Source organism: Sphingomonas sp. SUN039 (genome assembly GCF_024758725.1).
In the GTDB taxonomy this organism is placed as follows: Bacteria; Pseudomonadota; Alphaproteobacteria; order Sphingomonadales; family Sphingomonadaceae; genus Sphingomonas_O.
Genome location: NZ_CP096972.1, coordinates 543,784 through 559,490 on the forward strand (window position 1 = coordinate 543,784; position 15,707 = coordinate 559,490).

Annotated in this window: 17 protein-coding genes; 7 read left to right on the forward strand and 10 right to left on the reverse strand. The window is 63.9% G+C overall.

The features are described from left to right. A complete protein-coding gene (locus M0209_RS02760) occupies positions 1-1,707 on the forward strand; it encodes a family 43 glycosylhydrolase (protein ID WP_258886776.1) in 1,707 nt (568 codons plus the stop codon). Next, positions 1,707-2,720, forward strand: a complete 1,014-nt coding sequence (locus tag M0209_RS02765; protein ID WP_258886777.1) for an aromatic ring-hydroxylating dioxygenase subunit alpha — start codon at positions 1,707-1,709, stop codon at positions 2,718-2,720. Before M0209_RS02760 ends, M0209_RS02765 begins: the two co-directional genes overlap by 1 nt. A gap of 5 nt (positions 2,721-2,725) precedes the next feature. On the opposite strand, the gene M0209_RS02770 is transcribed toward M0209_RS02765, so the two are convergent. Genes M0209_RS02770 through M0209_RS02780 form a run of 3 tightly spaced genes read right to left on the reverse strand, consistent with a single transcriptional unit; the run spans position 2,726 to position 4,550 of the window. Then, positions 2,726-3,151, reverse strand: a complete 426-nt coding sequence (locus M0209_RS02770; RefSeq protein WP_258886778.1) for a nuclear transport factor 2 family protein — start codon at positions 3,149-3,151, stop codon at positions 2,726-2,728. Continuing rightward, on the reverse strand, positions 3,148-3,525 hold the full coding sequence (locus tag M0209_RS02775; protein WP_258886779.1) for a DUF6379 domain-containing protein: 378 nt from the start codon (positions 3,523-3,525) through the stop codon (positions 3,148-3,150). The genes M0209_RS02770 and M0209_RS02775 overlap by 4 nt, the downstream gene beginning before the upstream one ends. 14 nt (positions 3,526-3,539) lie before the next feature. Then, positions 3,540-4,550, reverse strand: a complete 1,011-nt coding sequence (locus M0209_RS02780; protein WP_258886780.1) for a sugar phosphate isomerase/epimerase — start codon at positions 4,548-4,550, stop codon at positions 3,540-3,542. Positions 4,551-4,750: 200 nt separating this feature from the next. Between M0209_RS02780 and M0209_RS02785 the strand changes: the two genes are divergently transcribed. Genes M0209_RS02785 through M0209_RS02795 form a run of 3 tightly spaced genes read left to right on the forward strand, consistent with a single transcriptional unit; the run spans position 4,751 to position 6,835 of the window. Continuing rightward, positions 4,751-5,149: a DoxX family protein gene (locus tag M0209_RS02785; protein WP_258886781.1), complete on the forward strand. Its 399-nt coding sequence runs from the start codon at positions 4,751-4,753 to the stop codon at positions 5,147-5,149. Next, positions 5,146-5,988, forward strand: coding sequence for a DUF1080 domain-containing protein (locus tag M0209_RS02790; protein ID WP_258886782.1), 843 nt, complete (start codon positions 5,146-5,148; stop codon positions 5,986-5,988). Before M0209_RS02785 ends, M0209_RS02790 begins: the two co-directional genes overlap by 4 nt. Before the next feature lie 16 nt (positions 5,989-6,004). Beyond that, positions 6,005-6,835 (forward strand): nuclear transport factor 2 family protein, encoded by an 831-nt coding sequence (locus M0209_RS02795; RefSeq protein WP_258886783.1) that lies wholly within the window; start codon positions 6,005-6,007, stop codon positions 6,833-6,835. A 32-nt stretch (positions 6,836-6,867) separates the two neighbouring features. On the opposite strand, the gene M0209_RS02800 is transcribed toward M0209_RS02795, so the two are convergent. Genes M0209_RS02800 through M0209_RS02825 form a run of 6 tightly spaced genes read right to left on the reverse strand, consistent with a single transcriptional unit; the run spans position 6,868 to position 13,030 of the window. Beyond that, positions 6,868-7,797: an alpha/beta hydrolase gene (locus M0209_RS02800; RefSeq protein WP_258886784.1), complete on the reverse strand. Its 930-nt coding sequence runs from the start codon at positions 7,795-7,797 to the stop codon at positions 6,868-6,870. A gap of 2 nt (positions 7,798-7,799) precedes the next feature. Continuing rightward, positions 7,800-8,753, reverse strand: coding sequence for a ThuA domain-containing protein (locus M0209_RS02805; protein WP_258886785.1), 954 nt, complete (start codon positions 8,751-8,753; stop codon positions 7,800-7,802). Beyond that, positions 8,750-10,054, reverse strand: coding sequence for an MFS transporter (locus tag M0209_RS02810; RefSeq protein ID WP_258886786.1), 1,305 nt, complete (start codon positions 10,052-10,054; stop codon positions 8,750-8,752). The genes M0209_RS02805 and M0209_RS02810 overlap by 4 nt, the downstream gene beginning before the upstream one ends. Continuing rightward, entirely contained in the window at positions 10,051-10,818 is a 768-nt protein-coding gene (locus M0209_RS02815; RefSeq protein WP_258886787.1) for a TIM barrel protein, read from the reverse strand. The genes M0209_RS02810 and M0209_RS02815 overlap by 4 nt, the downstream gene beginning before the upstream one ends. Beyond that, the gene (locus tag M0209_RS02820) at positions 10,815-12,494 is read right to left on the reverse strand and encodes an FAD-dependent oxidoreductase (protein WP_258886788.1); all 1,680 of its coding nucleotides are present in this window, start codon (positions 12,492-12,494) and stop codon (positions 10,815-10,817) included. Before M0209_RS02820 ends, M0209_RS02815 begins: the two co-directional genes overlap by 4 nt. Further along, a complete protein-coding gene (locus M0209_RS02825; protein ID WP_258886789.1) occupies positions 12,491-13,030 on the reverse strand; it encodes a gluconate 2-dehydrogenase subunit 3 family protein in 540 nt (179 codons plus the stop codon). Before M0209_RS02825 ends, M0209_RS02820 begins: the two co-directional genes overlap by 4 nt. A gap of 84 nt (positions 13,031-13,114) precedes the next feature. Between M0209_RS02825 and M0209_RS02830 the strand changes: the two genes are divergently transcribed. Both M0209_RS02830 and M0209_RS02835 read left to right on the forward strand, forming a co-directional pair. Then, positions 13,115-13,726 carry a thioredoxin family protein gene (locus M0209_RS02830; RefSeq protein ID WP_258886790.1) on the forward strand — a complete coding sequence of 204 codons (612 nt, stop codon included), beginning with the start codon at positions 13,115-13,117 and terminating at the stop codon, positions 13,724-13,726. Next, positions 13,717-14,223 (forward strand): hypothetical protein, encoded by a 507-nt coding sequence (locus M0209_RS02835; RefSeq protein ID WP_258886791.1) that lies wholly within the window; start codon positions 13,717-13,719, stop codon positions 14,221-14,223. Before M0209_RS02830 ends, M0209_RS02835 begins: the two co-directional genes overlap by 10 nt. On the opposite strand, the gene M0209_RS02840 is transcribed toward M0209_RS02835, so the two are convergent. Continuing rightward, positions 14,193-15,659, reverse strand: a complete 1,467-nt coding sequence (locus M0209_RS02840; protein ID WP_258886792.1) for an MFS transporter — start codon at positions 15,657-15,659, stop codon at positions 14,193-14,195. The two genes, M0209_RS02835 and M0209_RS02840, sit on opposite strands and share 31 nt — an antisense overlap. Positions 15,660-15,707: the final 48 nt, after the last annotated feature.

Below are 15,707 nucleotides of genomic sequence, written 5' to 3' on the forward strand. Positions count from 1 at the left end.
ATGGGCAGTTCGCGGCGCGATGCCCTGAAGATGACGATCGGCGCAGGCGCTGCGCTGACTGTCGGGCAAGCCGATGCGCTGGCCGCGACCGGCACAGCGGCCGAGGCAAGGACCGCGAACTGCACGGCACCGCGTGTCATTTGGGGCAGGACACCCGAGGGGCGGCGCAAGGCCGATCTCGGCAATGGTCATTACCGCAATCCGGTGCTGCCGGGCGACTATCCCGACCCCACCATCCTTAAGGATGGCGACGACTATTATCTGACGCATTCGTCCTTCGATGCCATGCCCGGTCTTTTGATCTGGCATTCGCGCGATCTAGTGAACTGGTCGCCGGTCTGCGCGGCGTTGCCCAAGCCGATCGGCACCGTATTCGCGTGCGACCTGATCAGGCACGGCGGTCGGTATTTTATCTATATTCCGTTCATGAAGGCGCCGTGGTCTTCCGGCCTGAAGAGTTTTGCGAACATCTATGTTATCCATGCCGATAACATCGCCGGGCCGTGGAGCGCGCCTGTCGATACCGGGATCGGCGGGTACATCGACCCCGGCCATGTCGTCGATACCGACGGTCAGCGCTATCTCTACCTGTCGGGAATTCACCGTGTCCTGCTGACGCCCGACGGGCTTGCTCCGGCCGGCCCGATCGAAAAAGTCTATGACGGCTGGCGCTATCCCGACGACTGGGTCGTCGAAGGCTATTCGCTCGAGGGACCGAAACTGCTCCGCAAAGGCGACTGGTTCTACCTGATCAGCGCTGTCGGCGGCACCGGCGGTCCGCCGACCGGGCATATGGTCATCGCGGCCCGGTCGCGCTCGGCGAAGGGGCCTTGGGAAAACTGTCCGCACAACCCGATTGTCCGGACCTGGAACGCTGCCGAACCCTGGCATTCGCGTGGCCATGCCACCGCTGTCGAAGGGCCGGGCGGGCAATGGTATCTGGTCTATCATGGCTATGAAAACGGCTACCAGACGCTCGGTCGCCAGACGCTGCTGGAACCGATGGTGTGGACGGCGGACGGCTGGCCGCGCGCAACGGGCGGGGATTTGTCAAAGCCGTTGCCTGTCGAGGCCCGTCCCTCGCCGCGGCCGCCGTTGCTGCTGTCCGACGATTTTTCCACCGACGCGATCGGGACGCGCTGGACCCTGCACATCAACGGCGAACCCGATCGTTCGCTCGCGCAAGTGCGCGAAAATGCCCTGTGGCTTAAGGCCCAAGGCTCCGGTCCGCAGAACGGGACCGTCCTGACGCAGCAGACAGGCGATCGCGCCTATCAGGCGCAAGTCACCATGTCGCTCGGCGAAGGCGCGGAGGGTGGCCTGTTGCTGTTTTTCAGCGACCGGCTGTTCCTCGGTATCAGCCACAACGGCGAGCGCATGATCACCTATGGTGGCGGACAGCCCGGCCATTGGCGCGAACCTGCGCCCCCGACCCGCAAAATCCACCTTCGCGTCGTGAACGACCATCATATCGTCACTTATTACTGGAGCCTCGACGGCCGCGACTGGACGCGGCACGAAATCCGGGCCGAGACGTCGGGATGCCACGCCAATACCATGCAGGACCTGACCAGCCTGCGCGTGGCCCTGTTCGCGGCGGGTACGGGGACCGTCCGCTTCGACCGCTTCGTCTATCGGGCGACTGACGATTTCGCCACCGCAGATGCGGGTCGGGCACCTCAACGCCGAAAGATGGAGACCGGTTGATGTCGAGCTATGTACGCAACGCTTGGTATATGGCGGCCTGGGCCGAGCAGGTGCCCGACGGCGGATTTCTCAGCCGTCGGTTGCTCGACCGACTGTGGCTGATCTGGCGCCTGTCGGACGGCAGCATTGCGATGATCGAAGACCGCTGTCCGCACCGCTTCGTGGCGCTGAGCAAAGGGCGACGCGATGGCGACCGCGTCGTGTGCGGCTATCACGGGCTCGGCTTCGACAGCACCGGCCAGTGCGTCCACAGCCCGTTTCCCGATGTGCAGCCCCGCGCGCAGGTCGCGACGATGTACGCCGTCGAACGCCACCTCGGCATCTGGTTCTGGCCGGGCGACCCGGCGCTGGCCGATCCGGCTTCGATTCCCGATTACGCTTATCTTGATGGCGACCGTCCCGCCGAGCGGGGCCATCTGGTCATCAAGGGCAATTACGAGCTGATGACCGACAATCTGATGGACCTGACACACGCCGAGTTCATCCATGTCGAAAGCTTCGGCACCAACGGATCGATCTTCATCGGCAAGCAAAGCGTCAAGCAGGAGCCCGACGGCGCGATCTGGAACAACTGGGATATCGCAGGCGCAGAACCGCCGGGTTGGGCCGCGCCGATGCTGGAGGAGGGGGCAAAGATCGATCAATGGCTGCACATGCGTTGGCACGCGCCAGCCAATATGGACCTGAGCATCGGCATCGCGAAGGCGGACAGCAATCGGGCCGAACTCGTGGTGCCGCCGCTGCGCAATCCGCATATCGTGACGCCGGAAACGACAGGCACGTCGCATTATTTCTACGACCACGCGCCGGGGGAGGCCGAGGCGGCACAGGCGCGCCGCGTTTTCCTCGAAGAAGACGAGCCGATGATCGAGTCTGCCGAGGAAGCGCTGGCGGGACAGGACTTCTGGGACGCGCGGCCGTTGATCCTTGCCAGCGATGCCGGTGCCATCCGGGCGCGACGTCGATTGATGCAGATGCGACGGAGCGAAGCGGTCGCCGCAAACGAAGCCTAGGCCGGTCAGAACATCGGATGCGGGTTCGCGGATTTCTCCGGCACGGGCTGGATGACGTCCCAATGCTCGACGATCTTGCCGTCCTTGAGCCGGTACATGTCGAACACCGACGCCCCGCGCGAGTCCGGCGTGGGCCGCACATGGATGTGGATGACCGCCATGTCGCCATCGACGAGTATGCGCTTGATTTCGAAGGTCTTGACCCGGTCGGCGAACATCGGCGCAAGCGCGGCGACCGCCGCGGCCCGCCCGTCGGCGAGGCCGGGATTGTGCTGGATATAGTCGGGCACGACATAGGTTTCGAACGCGCGCTTCACGTCGCGCTCGGTGTAGAACAACCGCGCGAAGTCGGTCACGATCGCGCGGTTGTCGGGTTTCGTCGCTGCGCCGAGCGTCAACGCCAGGAGGAGGAGCGTACGCGCCCGCTTCATGCGGCGAGCGCCAGCTCCTTGCTGTCCTTTGTCGTCGGCACGAAGGGCAGGTAGCTCACCCGCATCCGCACCGCGAAGTCGATCTTGTGCGTGCCGGGCTTCAAGCCGCCGGGCTTCATCGCAATGATCTTGGCCTTTTCGCCGAAGTTCCAGCGGTCGTCGTAAACCGTTTCCATCTGGTCGAGCGTGTAGGTCTTGCCACGCACATGGAAGCGCACATCCTCGCGCGCGACAGGTTCGCCGTCGGCGGAGACGGCGATGTCCTCGACCATCGAAAGACCGAGGCCGCGGTAATAGGGCAGGCGGCCGTAGAAGGCGAAGCCGTTGTCGTTGCTCTCGAGGCTGTTCTCGACGATCATCTTGTTGTCCATCATGTCGAAGGACTCCTTTAAGCGGCAAGCGCGGTGGGCAGCGGCTCACCGATCAGATTGGCGAGCATAACCTGCTGGCGGCGGACCTGTTCGACCGATTCCGGCTCCATCGCGTCCTCGACCCAGCGGTTGCCCTCGTATTCGGAACAGATGTAGCCGTTATAGCCGCCCTGTTTGAGCACCGCGACGATCTCGTCATAACGGATGCTGGGTTCGACATAGTCGGCAGTCATCTCGTAGAACTTGCCGTGAATGTTGCGGATCATCGGCATGTAGTCGAGCATCCGCTTCGGCTCGAACGCGGCGTTGTGGCGCAGCGTTTCGGCCATGGCGATGGCGGGACCGACACCGCCCATCTGCTGGACGTTCAGGATGACATATTCGCTGAGAACGCGGTCCTCATAGGCCTTTTCGATATAGTCGGCGATGGCTTTGGGCACGCCGACCCGCATGAACTTTTCTTTCCAGACCGGCGGGAACTTATCGAGGAACATGCCCATGTCGGGGAGGAAGCCGAGCGCGGGCGATCCGCTTTTCTGGAAGGCCTCGGCGAGGCGCACGATCCAGGGGTGGTCGAAATGCAGCGGCGCGTGCACTTCGGTCAGCAGCATGATGCCCTTTTCCTCGGCATAGGGCGCGGCGCCGACCAGCACTTCGGGGGCAATCGACACCAGCGAGCGGATATAGGGAACGCCGAGCCGTACGCCGAAGTCGATGTCGCGCTTCACGCTCGCGATCTGCTCGTCGAGCGGCATTTCGCGGCCCTTGTAGCGCTTGTAATCGAGCATGTAATCGTGGCTGACTGGCACGCAATCGTACTTCTTGATCAGCGCATGCCAGTTGTCGACATCGGCATCGGCGACCGCATATTCGGGGTGGCCCCAGAAGGTCTGCTCGCCGATAATCTCGATCCCGTACGCGCCCATTTCGGCGCAGGTGCGGATGCAATCCTCCAGCGTCATCTTGCCCTGAAACGTGTCGTTCTGGAAGCTGTAGAGGCTGACGCCCCGCTTGATCTGACTGGTCACGATTCACCTCTCCATTCGCTGTTGGTTCAACGGTTGTCTGGAACGGGAAAAGCCGCGCCATGCGTGCGTTCCCTGGGGCCTGAACCCTAATTGGAATACATATTCGTATAAACCGGCGATGCTGTCAAGCGCCAATTATCGCCTTGACACGATATGAATCATTATATTTGTTCTAATATAGCTGGAGAGGAACGGCGGCCGTGGTCAGAACCTTGTTATGCGCCGTACTGGCGTTGCCGCTCGCTGCGTTCTTCGCCTTTGTCGGCTGGCACAAGGCATTTTCTCCGCTTGCCGAGCTGGTCAAGCACGGCGCGTACACCGTTCATTTGCCCGAATGGCTCGGGCGGATTGCGGGCGTGACCGAAATGCTGTGTGCGCTGGCGCTGCTGGCGGGGATCGTGCCGCGCTGGCGGGTCGCGGCGAAATGGGGCGCGGTCTATGTTTTCGTCAGCCAGATCGTCGCGGGCACGATCCATATCCTTTACGGCGAGACCCATTCGCTCCCTGCCAACGGCCAGCGGATGGCAATGGCGGCCGCTCTCTTTGCGGTCTGCGTCTGGCCCGTTCGTAAGGCAACAGCGGCAGGAGAATTGGCATGAACCGGCGCGGCCTGTTGAAGGGTGCTGCGGCGCTGACGGCGGGCGCGGCGTTGCCGTGGCATGTCCTTGCCCGCGAAGCGCCCCGCACAGGCTGGAAGCCGCTGTTCGATGGCAAATCGCTCGACGGCTGGACCTTCTATCAGGAAGGCGTGGGCGACAAGGATCTGAACAAGGCGGTCGTCATCGCGAACGGCGAATTGCGCTTCCTCTCGCCCGCCTTTGTCCGCGACGACGCGCCGCCGGGCCACATCGCGACGGTGGGCGAATTCGAGAATTATCACCTGCGCGTCGACTATGCCTGGGGGCCGCGACGCTGGGCACCGCGTGCGATCCAGCGGCGTAACAGCGGCGTCCTCTATCACATGGGTCCGGAGCGCGACCGGCTATTCCCCGATTGCGTCGAGTTCCAGGTGCAGGAGAGCGATGTTGGCGATGCCATCATGGTCAATACGCTGGCTTTGCAAGGGCCGCTGCTCGGCGGCACCCCTCTGTGGCCGAACTGGATCGAGGCGTTTCCCTCGACCTATCAGGAGCCGGTCAGGGCCGGGCGCTATGCGCGCCAGTGGCACCGGCAATCGGGCAATTTCGAGCGGCTCGACGGATGGAACACGCTCGACCTCATCGCCTTCGGCGACCAGGCGGCGCATCTGGTCAACGGCCGGATCGTCAACACATTGTTCAAGATGCGAAAGCGCGATGCCAGCGGTGCGCTGGTCCCGATGACCAAAGGCCGCATCGCGCTCGAACTCGAATGGGCCGAGATCAAATTCCGCAATGCGATGATCCGGCCGCTCGATGCCGATGCCATTGCGCGCATCTGCAAACAGGGTTCCGATTGAAACAGGGAGAGAAGCCATGAACAGGAAATTCGTCGCGGTCGCCGCCTCGCTGGCCGCGCTTTCATGGACCGCACCGGCGCTCGCCAAACCCGATCCGCGCATTGCGGAACTGGAAAAGCAGGTCGCTGTGCTGACCGCAAAGGCACAATCGTCGGTCGACCGCGGCGACGTTGCCAATCTCTTTTCGCGCTACATGTATCTGCACAACGCCTTCATGGACCCGCAGATCATACCGCTCTGGGCGAAGAAGGGGACGCCGGGTGTCCGCGCGCAATACAGCAACAACGGCGTCTATACGAACTGGGACAATATCATGGCCTATCATGCCCAGCGGCCCGCGCCGAAGGGCAAGCTGACGTTCCACTATGTCGCCAGCCCGCTGATCGAAGTCGCGGCGGACGGCAAGACCGCCAAGGGCATGTGGGTGATGGGTGGCGTGGAATCGGGCGTGACCGATCTCGAAGCGGCGAAACAGGCCCCTGACTTCATGTTCGAAAAGGATGTGCTGGTCGACGGCAAGCGCGTGTGGATGCACGAGGTGCTGGTCAAATACGGCGTCGATTTTATCAAGCAGGACGGGGTGTGGAAGATTTGGCACTTCCACTGCTTCGAGGTCGCCCGCTCGCCGCACGGCATGGGCTGGATTCCCTTTGCGTCGAAGAGCCAGAACAACCCGTTCAGCGATGACCTGATGTATTTCGGCGAGGACGGGAAACCAGTGATGATGCCCAGGCCGGACGGGCCGGTGACGGTGCGGAACAACCCGTACCGGACGGATGGCTCGCAGACGCTGGATGCGCGGCCGCCGGAGCCGTACCGGACGATGAGCGAGACGTTCGAGTATTGAAGACGACAGGCGCGCCCCAAAACGGGCGCGCCTTACTTTGCAGCCTTGAGCAACCCTTTCGCGCCCATCCATGCCATGAACTGATCGAACCACAGGTCGCTGGTCGTCCCCTTTTTGTAGCTGCCGAAGCCATGGCCACCCGCGCTGTAGTAATGCAGCTCGACCGGGCCGCCTGCCTTCTGCCAGCTTTCGACAAGGCCGAAGCCCTGTTTGTTGAACAGCATGTCGTCGGAGGCGAGGGCCGCGAACATCGGTTGGGGGTTGGCGGGCGGGGTCACCGCGATCATCTGGCCGTAGATCGGGGCGATAAAGTCGGGCCGCGCATCGGGTGCGTCGGCGAGCGTCACCAGCATCGTCGTCATCGCGCCCGCCGAAAAGCCGAGCATGCCGACCCGCTTGGGATCGACGCCCCATTTCGCGGCATCGCGGCGGATCATGCGGAGCGCCGCCTGTGCGTCGGCGCGGGCGACCTCGCCTGCCGCGACCATCTCGGGTTCGCGGTCGGCATTCGGGCGGGGCGTGGCAAACAGCTTTGCCATGGGTCCGAAAAAATCCGCCTCGGCATCGGGCGTCGCCATCGTCCGGTATTTGAGCACGAACGCGGTGACGCCGCGCGCCGCGAGCCATTTGGCGATCGGCCACCCTTCGTTGGTCGCGGAAACGAAGCGGAAGCCGCCGCCCGGAATCACGAGCACTGCCGCACCGGTTGCCTTGCCCTTGGCGGGCAGGAACGGCGTCAGGGTCGGGCGCGTGACGTTGCGGATCCAGATCTCGTCGTTGAACCCGGTCCATACTTCTTTCTGCGTCGCGTTCTCGAAGCCCGGGGCGACGCCTGCATAGAGCGGAATCGCATCGGGCTCGGGCTGGATGGCGACGCGCTTCGGCGGCGACATGCCCGCAGGCTGAGCCATTGCGGCCGGAGCGAGGAACATCGCCGCCGTGCAGATCATCATGCGCTTCATCATTATTTCCTCTCGCTGGTCGGGACGGGAAAGTCAGCAGCCTTGTCGAACGGCGGGATCGTGACCTTACCCGTCGCGGCCCATTCGGTCCCGCGCATTATCAGCGATTTCACACCGTCGTACATCAGCGTGTCCGGACCGTGTCCCAGCGTGATCGAGAATACGCGACCCCTGCCGTAATCCTGCACCCAGATCTGCGGATGGCTGGCATTGAGGCCCTTCATCGCCTTTAGTTTTTCCGGCGTGTATGCGGCCACGGGGTATTTGGGACCGGCCTTTTCGGGCGTGTAGGCCTCCGCATCGTCATAGGCCGTGGCCAGCACATGGATTTTCGCATCCGGAGCGAAGACCATGTTGGTGTACATGTCTTCGGTGAAGGTCCAGTGGTAGCGGCGCAGACCGCTGGTCACCGGATGCTCGCGGTCGGTCAGTTCGAAAAGGAACGCATCGGGCGGCGAACGGCGCGAAACGCCGGGCTGCATCGTCGCACCGACGAGCTTCTTGTACTCGGGGATGTCGCGGCCCCAGGTGAAGCTGCTGTGATAGGCGACCAGCCCGCCGCCCTCGCGGACATATTGATAGAGCGCCTCGAACGCGGCCGGGCTCCAGAGGTGCTGCTTCTCGTCGCTGTAATTCCAGCGGCTCGAATAATTGAGCAGCACCACGTCATATTTTTTGAGCATCGCGACGTTGCCCTCGTCGAAATCCTCGGTGACGCGGACGTCGAAACGGCCGGTATCCTGCATCTGTTTGCGCAGCAGGTTGTTCACGCCGGTCCAGTCGTGCTCGTAGCTATTCTGGCCGCTGATGATCAGGACGTGAAGCCGTGCTTCCTTGGGATCGACGGGAACCGCGACGCGCTGCACCGTTTCCGGCGGGCGATAGGTCGACTGGACGATGGGCTGGGCGAGGACCGGCGCAGCGATCAGCGCGAGCAGAGCGAGCGTGCGTTTCATGCGGCATCCTTTCGATCGTTCATCGGCCAGAACATCACGACCAGCACCTGTAGTCCGAGCAGCACCACCGTCCCGCCATAATAGGACCAGCGGATCGCTTCGCGCGCGGTGCCGGTCACGGCCTGCGGGGCATAGTCGACCGCGCCGAGCATGAACGCGATCCCGGCCGTTCCCAGCGCCATGCCGACCTTGGTCGCAAGGCTGACACCTGCCGACAGCAGGCCTTCCTTGCGGGTGCCGAATTGCGCTTCGTGGAAATCGACGGTCGCCGCGATCATCGTGAATGCTGCGGTGATCGTGATCGATGTTGCGAGGCAGGCGGCGATGTACACGCCGAGGAACAGCTCCGCATTCCCTTCGCAGAAGGGCAGGGCCATGAACAGCAGCGCCGCCGCGCCGAGCACGGCGATACACCCGTTGCGAAGGCCGAACCGCGCATAGAACGGCGGCGCAATGAACGACGATAGCAGCAGCATCCCGGCAATGGCGGGCATCATCACCGAGATCATCCACGGCTTGCCCAGCACGTCGATGGCGAAATAGGGCGTCGTGGCCATCATCCCGCCGAAGCGGACGAAGTAGATCAGGCAGAAGCCGAATGCGACGAGCCAGGCGCGGTTGCGGAGCATCTCGCCGACGGCCGGCAGGATCGGATATCTGGGCGATGCATTGTCCTCGATCCGCTCCTTGCAGTTCCGGAACAGCGCGGTCAGCGCGATCAGCGAAATCCCGCCGAACAGGATCGCGACCGCCAGAAACCCGCGCCGCTCGTCGCCGCCGCCGAACAGGCCGACCAGCGGCGTGGTCGCGGCCGTCCCCAGTACCACCGATACCGATGTGCCGATCGACCGCGCGCCGCTGAGTTTGAGCCTGTCGTCCTGGTTGTCGGTCATCATCGGCATCAGCGCGGTATAGGGAATCGACCCTAGCGACATCAGGATGCCGAGCCCCTTGAAGGTCAGGAAAGCATAGACGAGCTGCGCGTTCTGGCCCCAGTCGGGCACGCTGAACACGGCCACGAACAACAGCGCGTAGGGCAGCGCCATGAACAGGATATAGCCGCGCGTCCGTCCCCAGCGGCTGCGAGTCTTGTCGACCGCGATGCCAACGAGCATGTCGATGACTGCGTCCATCAGCCGCGCGATGAGGAAGATCGTTCCTACCGACACGGCGGGCAGCTTCACGATGCTGACGTAATAATAGAGCAGGAACCCGCTCGCCATATTGTACGGCAGGCTGAAGCCGAGGTCGCCGAAGCCATAGCTCAGGCGTTCCTTGAGGCTGAGCCTTGCCGCATTCATAGGCCGAGCGCCGCGCGCGATTTGGCCAGCGATTCCAACGTTGGCAGGGTCGGGCGGTACTCCAGCCCTAGCGCGCCTTCATAGCCCAGTCGCCGCAGCGTCGCGATCGTCGCGGGCCAGTCGAGCGTCGCCGTTCCCGGCTCATTACGCCCCGGCATGTCGGCGACCTGGATATGGTGGACGAGGTGCATGCGGCCGGCGAGCACCTCCTCCATGTCCTCGCCCATCGTCGCGGAATGATAGACGTCGTAGAGCATTCGCAGGTTCGGGCTGCCGACCGCCTCGATCAGGTCGAGGCCGAGCGTGGTGCTGACCAGATACATGCCGGGATGCTCGACGCGGTCGTTGAGGGGCTCGATGACGAGCATCACCCCTGATGCCTCGGCCAGCGCAACGGCCTGCTTGAGCGCGACGACCGCGGTATCGAAATGCTCCTCGGCGCTCACGCCCTCGCGGGTGAAACCCGACGCCACGATCATCGGCGGCGACCCGAGCTTTTTCGCGGCGATCAGACTGTCGCGCACGGCGTCGAGAAATTCGCCATGCTGCGCGGGATCGACAATGCTGCGGCGCGGATCGACGCAGATGCCGGTCAACTTGATCCCCGTTTCATCGAGTGCCGCCGCCACCGCATCGACATCCTTGTCGCGCCACAGATGGTATTCTGCGTGGTCGTACCCCGCTGCCTTGATGGCGCGGATACGATCGGGCATTTCGGGGTACTCGTCGGCAAACTGCCATTCGATACAGGGCGAAAGCTTCATAACTTTCCTTCTTTCAGCAGCCCGACGGCGTGGTCGCAGGCGCGCGTGGTCAGCGCCATGTAGGTCAGCGACGGGTTCTGGCAGGCCGAGCTGGCCATCTGTGCGCCGTCTGTGACGAACAGATTGGGCACATCATGCGCGCGGCTGAAGCGGTCGAGCACCGAGGTGGCGGGATCGTTGCCCATGCGCGCGCCGCCCATTTCGTGGATCGCCGTGCCGCCGGCACCCGCCCGGTCGAAGCCCATCAGCACCTTGCCACCGGCGGCTTCCATCATCTTCGCGCCCTCGGCCTTGGCATCGGCGAGCGCCTTCGCCTCGTTGTCGCCATGGGCGAAAGCGACGTGGAGCAGCGGCATGCCGTGCTTGTCGGTCTTCGCCGCATCGAGCGTCAGCCGGTTCGATGCGCGGGGCAGGCTTTCGGCGAAGCCGACGAGAACCATCCGCCATGGCCCCACTTGCGTCGCGCGTGTTTTGAAGTCGGCACCGAGGCCCGCCTCGCGCTTGGCCGCTGTCCAGCCGCTTTGCAGCGCACCCCCCTGATAGGAATAGCCGCGCAGGAAATCGCCGTCCTTCTTGTCGAGATTGCGGAAGCGCGGAATGACGATCCCGGTCGGGCGGTTGCCGAACGTCGTGCGATCCTCGAACCCGGGGATCAGCGCTGCGACCGACAAGGTCGTCGCGTGGTCCATGATATGCGTGCCGAGCACTCCGCTGGAGTTGGCCAGCCCATTGGGGAAAGCTTCGGATTTCGACCGCAGCATCAAATGGACGCTGTTGAACGCACCTGCGTTCAGGAAAACCATCTTTGCGGCATAGGTCGTCCTTTTGCCGGTCTTGGCATCGACCACGCGCACCCCGGTCGCGCGCCGCGTCTTGGGGTCGATGTCGACCGCCTCGACGATGCTGTCGGTGACCAGCGTGAGATTACCGGTCTTTTGCGCCGCCGGAAGCGTCGAGCTCTGGGTGCTGAAATAGGCCCCGTAGGAGCAGCCCCGCGCGCAGATCGAGCGGTTCTGGCACTTGCTGCGCCCTTCCTTTTCCTGCGTCAGATTGGCGGTTCGGCCGATAGTCAGCCGCCGGTCGGGCCATCGCGCCGCGATTTTGTCGCGCGCGTGCTGTTCGACGACATTCAGTGCCATCGGCGGCTGGAACACGCCGTCGGGAAGCGATGCCAGCCCTTCCTTCGCGCCCGACACACCGATGAAACTCTCCACCTTGTCGTACCATGGCGCGATGTCGGCGTAGCGGATCGGCCAGTCGGTGCCGTTGCCGTCGGCCTTGTTCGCGCCGAAATCATAGTCCGACCAGCGATAGGACTGCCGACCCCAGGTCAGCGACCGGCCGCCGAGCTGATAGCTGCGGAACCAGGTGAAGTCGGTGCCGTCGGCGGTGCTGTATGGATTTTCGGCGTCGTTGACGAAATGGTCCTGCGTAAATTCGGTGAAGTGCCGGTTCTTCGATTGCACCGCATATTCACGCGCGAAGAGTGCGGCGTCCCCCACCCCACGATAGGGCATTTCCCAAGGGTTTTTCATCTCGTTGGTGTAGCCCGACTGATGCTCGATCATCCGGCCGCGCTCGATCAGCAGCACCTTCAGGCCGGCTTCGCACAGCTCCTTGGCGGACCAGCCACCGGTGATGCCCGAACCCACCACAATCGCATCGAAATCGCTCATCCGAAATCCACCGCTGTCCAGTCGCTCGCCCAGCTCTTGTCGCCGGGTTTGAGCGGGAGATCGGGGTCGAAACGCCCCGGCAAGAGTTCGTAGCGGAGCGTCCTGGTCGCGCCCGCTTCGCTGGTGAAATAGCCGGTCAGGATCAGGCCCTTGATCGCTTTCCAGGGGGAGGGCGGGGTGTCCTTTGCGAAGGCGGCCGCGTCGAGCGCGGGCAGTGTCATCGCCGGATTCGCGCCCAGCTTTGCCTCAAGCCAGGCACCATAGTCGTTGTCCGGCGGTGCGCCCGGAGCCTTAGGATCGTCTGTACCGCCCAACCCGTGCGCTAGTGCCAGCGCGACAAAGGCGGGAACGCCAATATCGACCGCGCCGGGCGTATCGGTGCGCGGAATGACGAGATCGGCGACCTGGCCGAGCAATTGCAATTGCGTGGCCGTCAGCCCGCCCGGCTCGCCTTTGCCGACGCACCCCCACAGGAACGCGGACGCCGCAACGCTCATTGTCCCTTGCAGGAACGTCCGCTTGTCGATTCCAGCCATGCCTCTCGCATTCCTTGAATTGGAATTAATATTCTTATACGAACGAGTCGGCTTTGTTGTCAACGGGTCGAAGGGAGAGGGACGATGCTGCGGATGTCGCGAATGCTCGAGCGGGGGACGCAAGCGCCCGACTTCTCGCTGCCCGATACCGGCGGCGTGCTCCGTACCCTTGCCGATGTGCGCGGCGACAAGGGACTGGTCGTCGCCTTCATCTGCAACCATTGCCCGTTCGTGCTGCACCTGATCGATCATTTTGCTGCAAGCGCGCGGGACTGGCAGGCGCGAGGCTTGGGTGTGGTGGCGATCAGTTCGAACGACACGGCGGAATTTCCCGAAGACGGGGCCGATTTCATGCCGGCCTTTGCGCGCGAACGGGGCTTGAGCTTTCCCTATCTTCACGATGCCGACCAGCGCGCCGCGCTCGCTTATGAGGCGATCTGCACGCCCGATTTCTTCCTGTTCGATGGCGATCTGAAGCTGTTCTATGCCGGTCAATACGACTCCAGCCGACCCAAGATCGACCGGCCCCCGGTGCCCGGCCTGCCGCCGCTGCGCCATGACCTGCCGGTGACCGGCGAGGACTTGCAGCGTGCAGTCGATGCTCTGCTGGCAGGGGAGGCACCACCGACCGACCAGCGCCCGAGTGCGGGTTGCAGCATCAAATGGCTGCCCGAAAACGAGCCGTCATGGGCGTGACCGAGCATTGGCTCGCCCCGGCGGCAGTCGTCCCGCAACAGGCGGGCACCGACTGGCTCGACGCCGTCGATGGCGAATCCTGGACCGGGGGGCGTGGCTATCACCGGGGCTTTTCGTCGAGCTTTGCGATCCGGCCGGACAAGGAAATCTGGTTTCACTGGCCGTTCCAGATCGTGGCGGGCGCGCAGGTGACCGGTTTCCGGCTGTTGTGGGAGACCGCAGGCGAAGCACGGATCGGCTGGGCGGTCGCGCACCATGGCGGGTCGGAACGGTTGCCGCTGACCGAACGGCTGGCCAAGTTATCGGGCGAGGTCGTTCCGTTCGAGCCACCCGAATTGTGGCGCGACCGCTATCCGCCGATGAACCGCATCCTGTCCGACCTGCCGCTGCCGACGCCGCTGACCGCACGCTTCGGCGTGCAACTGTGCATCATGGTGTCCGGCAACAGCGGCGGCGTCGTCCGCTTCTATGGCGCGGCGGCTGCAACCGGGGACTGAGGCGCGAGCAGCCGCAGGTTGCCAGGGAAACGTAGCGCCAGCAGACCTGCGGCGAGCAGCAACGCGGCAATCGCGACCAGCGTCTGCAAATAAGCGTCGATAATCGCCGCACCTGTCCCGCTGCCGCCGAGCGAAAAGAACAGATTGCCGACCAGTGCCACGCCCAGCGCCGCGCCAAGCTGTTGCACGGTCTTGAGCAGGCCCGACCCCGCTCCGGCATGCGCGACATCGACGTCCGACAGCGTGCACGGCGGCAGCGGCCCGACGACAAGGCCCATGCCGAAGCCGGTCAGGAACATCGGGCCGTAAAGGGCGTCCGGACCGGCAAGGCTGCCGCTTCTGACGACCAGCCCGACCAACGCGATCCCGGCTATCATGATGAAGCTGCCGAAGGTCATCATCCGTGTGCCGAGGCGCGGCAGCAAGCGCCGCGACAACAGGCCGATGCCCAAGGCCACAGCGAGCGCCATCGGCAAATGCGCCAGCCCCGAGTCGGTCGCGCTCAAGCCGAGGCCCGATTGCAACGCGACCGGCAGGATGAAGATGAACCCGGTGCTGGCGATCTGGAACAGGATCGTCACCGACAGGCCGACGCGGAATGGATGCACTTTCAGGACAGCTGGCTCGATCAGCGTCGGGCGACCGGCTTGTGCGCGTCCGCGTGTATGCCGCACCAGCAGCCAGCCGAGCGGAACCGCAGCGGCCAGCATCGCCAGACTCCACAGCGGCCAGCCCGACCGGTTGCCCTGGATCAACGGAAACAACAGCGCGAACAGCGCAGCCATCGAGAGGAGGGTGCCCGTCCAGTCGAGCTTTGGCGCGGACGAGGATCGCCCCTCCGGCAGCACAAGCGAGGCGACCACAAGCGCTGCCAGTCCGATCGGCAGGTTGACGAGAAAAATCGGTCGCCAGCCCAGCCCGAACCAGTTCGCGCCGATGATGGCGCCGCCGATCACCGGTCCCAGCATCGTCGCCAGACCGCCGAGCAGGCCATAGATCGCCAGCGGCTTCATCCTTTCGTGCGGCGCGAACATCACCTGAATCAGCGATGTCCCCTGCGGCACCATGAGTGCGCCGGTAAACCCTTGCAGCAAACGTGCGGCCACCAGTGTGTCGGGTGTCGGGGCGATGCCGCACAGCAACGACGACAGGGTAAAGCCCGCCATGCCGAGCATCAACATGCGTTTGTACCCGAAAATGTCGCCCAACCTGCCGGTCGTAATCAGCAGCAGCGCGAACACGGTCGTATAGCCCGCCACCATCCACTGGACGTGCGACGGACTGGCCCCGAAATCGTCGCGCAAGGTCGGGATAGCGACGTTGAGCACCGTCATGTCGATGAGTTCGAGCACCATGACGCAGGCAATCACGCCCACCGCCCACATGCGGCGGGCGGGGCTCAGGGCAGAGGCGCTGTCGGTTACCGTGAATGCCATAAATAATTCGGGCGGCCCCGGCACGCCGGAACCGCCCGAATTTCCCCC

Excerpts from the sequence above, each read along its gene's own strand:
- M0209_RS02810 (WP_258886786.1), bottom strand. The coding sequence starts at position 10,054 with ATGAATGCGGCAAGGCTCAGCCTCAAGGAACGCCTGAGCTATGGCTTC.
- M0209_RS02830 (WP_258886790.1), top strand. The coding sequence starts at position 13,115 with ATGCTGCGGATGTCGCGAATGCTCGAGCGGGGGACGCAAGCGCCCGAC.
- M0209_RS02805 (WP_258886785.1), bottom strand. The coding sequence starts at position 8,753 with ATGAAACGCACGCTCGCTCTGCTCGCGCTGATCGCTGCGCCGGTCCTC.
- M0209_RS02775 (WP_258886779.1), bottom strand. The coding sequence starts at position 3,525 with ATGATGGACAACAAGATGATCGTCGAGAACAGCCTCGAGAGCAACGAC.
- M0209_RS02815 (WP_258886787.1), bottom strand. The coding sequence starts at position 10,818 with ATGAAGCTTTCGCCCTGTATCGAATGGCAGTTTGCCGACGAGTACCCC.
- M0209_RS02765 (WP_258886777.1), top strand. The coding sequence starts at position 1,707 with ATGTCGAGCTATGTACGCAACGCTTGGTATATGGCGGCCTGGGCCGAG.
- M0209_RS02795 (WP_258886783.1), top strand. The coding sequence starts at position 6,005 with ATGAACAGGAAATTCGTCGCGGTCGCCGCCTCGCTGGCCGCGCTTTCA.
- M0209_RS02800 (WP_258886784.1), bottom strand. The coding sequence starts at position 7,797 with ATGAAGCGCATGATGATCTGCACGGCGGCGATGTTCCTCGCTCCGGCC.
- M0209_RS02825 (WP_258886789.1), bottom strand. The coding sequence starts at position 13,030 with ATGGCTGGAATCGACAAGCGGACGTTCCTGCAAGGGACAATGAGCGTT.
- M0209_RS02790 (WP_258886782.1), top strand. The coding sequence starts at position 5,146 with ATGAACCGGCGCGGCCTGTTGAAGGGTGCTGCGGCGCTGACGGCGGGC.
- M0209_RS02760 (WP_258886776.1), top strand. The coding sequence starts at position 1 with ATGGGCAGTTCGCGGCGCGATGCCCTGAAGATGACGATCGGCGCAGGC.
- M0209_RS02820 (WP_258886788.1), bottom strand. The coding sequence starts at position 12,494 with ATGAGCGATTTCGATGCGATTGTGGTGGGTTCGGGCATCACCGGTGGC.
- M0209_RS02770 (WP_258886778.1), bottom strand. The coding sequence starts at position 3,151 with ATGAAGCGGGCGCGTACGCTCCTCCTCCTGGCGTTGACGCTCGGCGCA.
- M0209_RS02840 (WP_258886792.1), bottom strand. The coding sequence starts at position 15,659 with ATGGCATTCACGGTAACCGACAGCGCCTCTGCCCTGAGCCCCGCCCGC.
- M0209_RS02835 (WP_258886791.1), top strand. The coding sequence starts at position 13,717 with ATGGGCGTGACCGAGCATTGGCTCGCCCCGGCGGCAGTCGTCCCGCAA.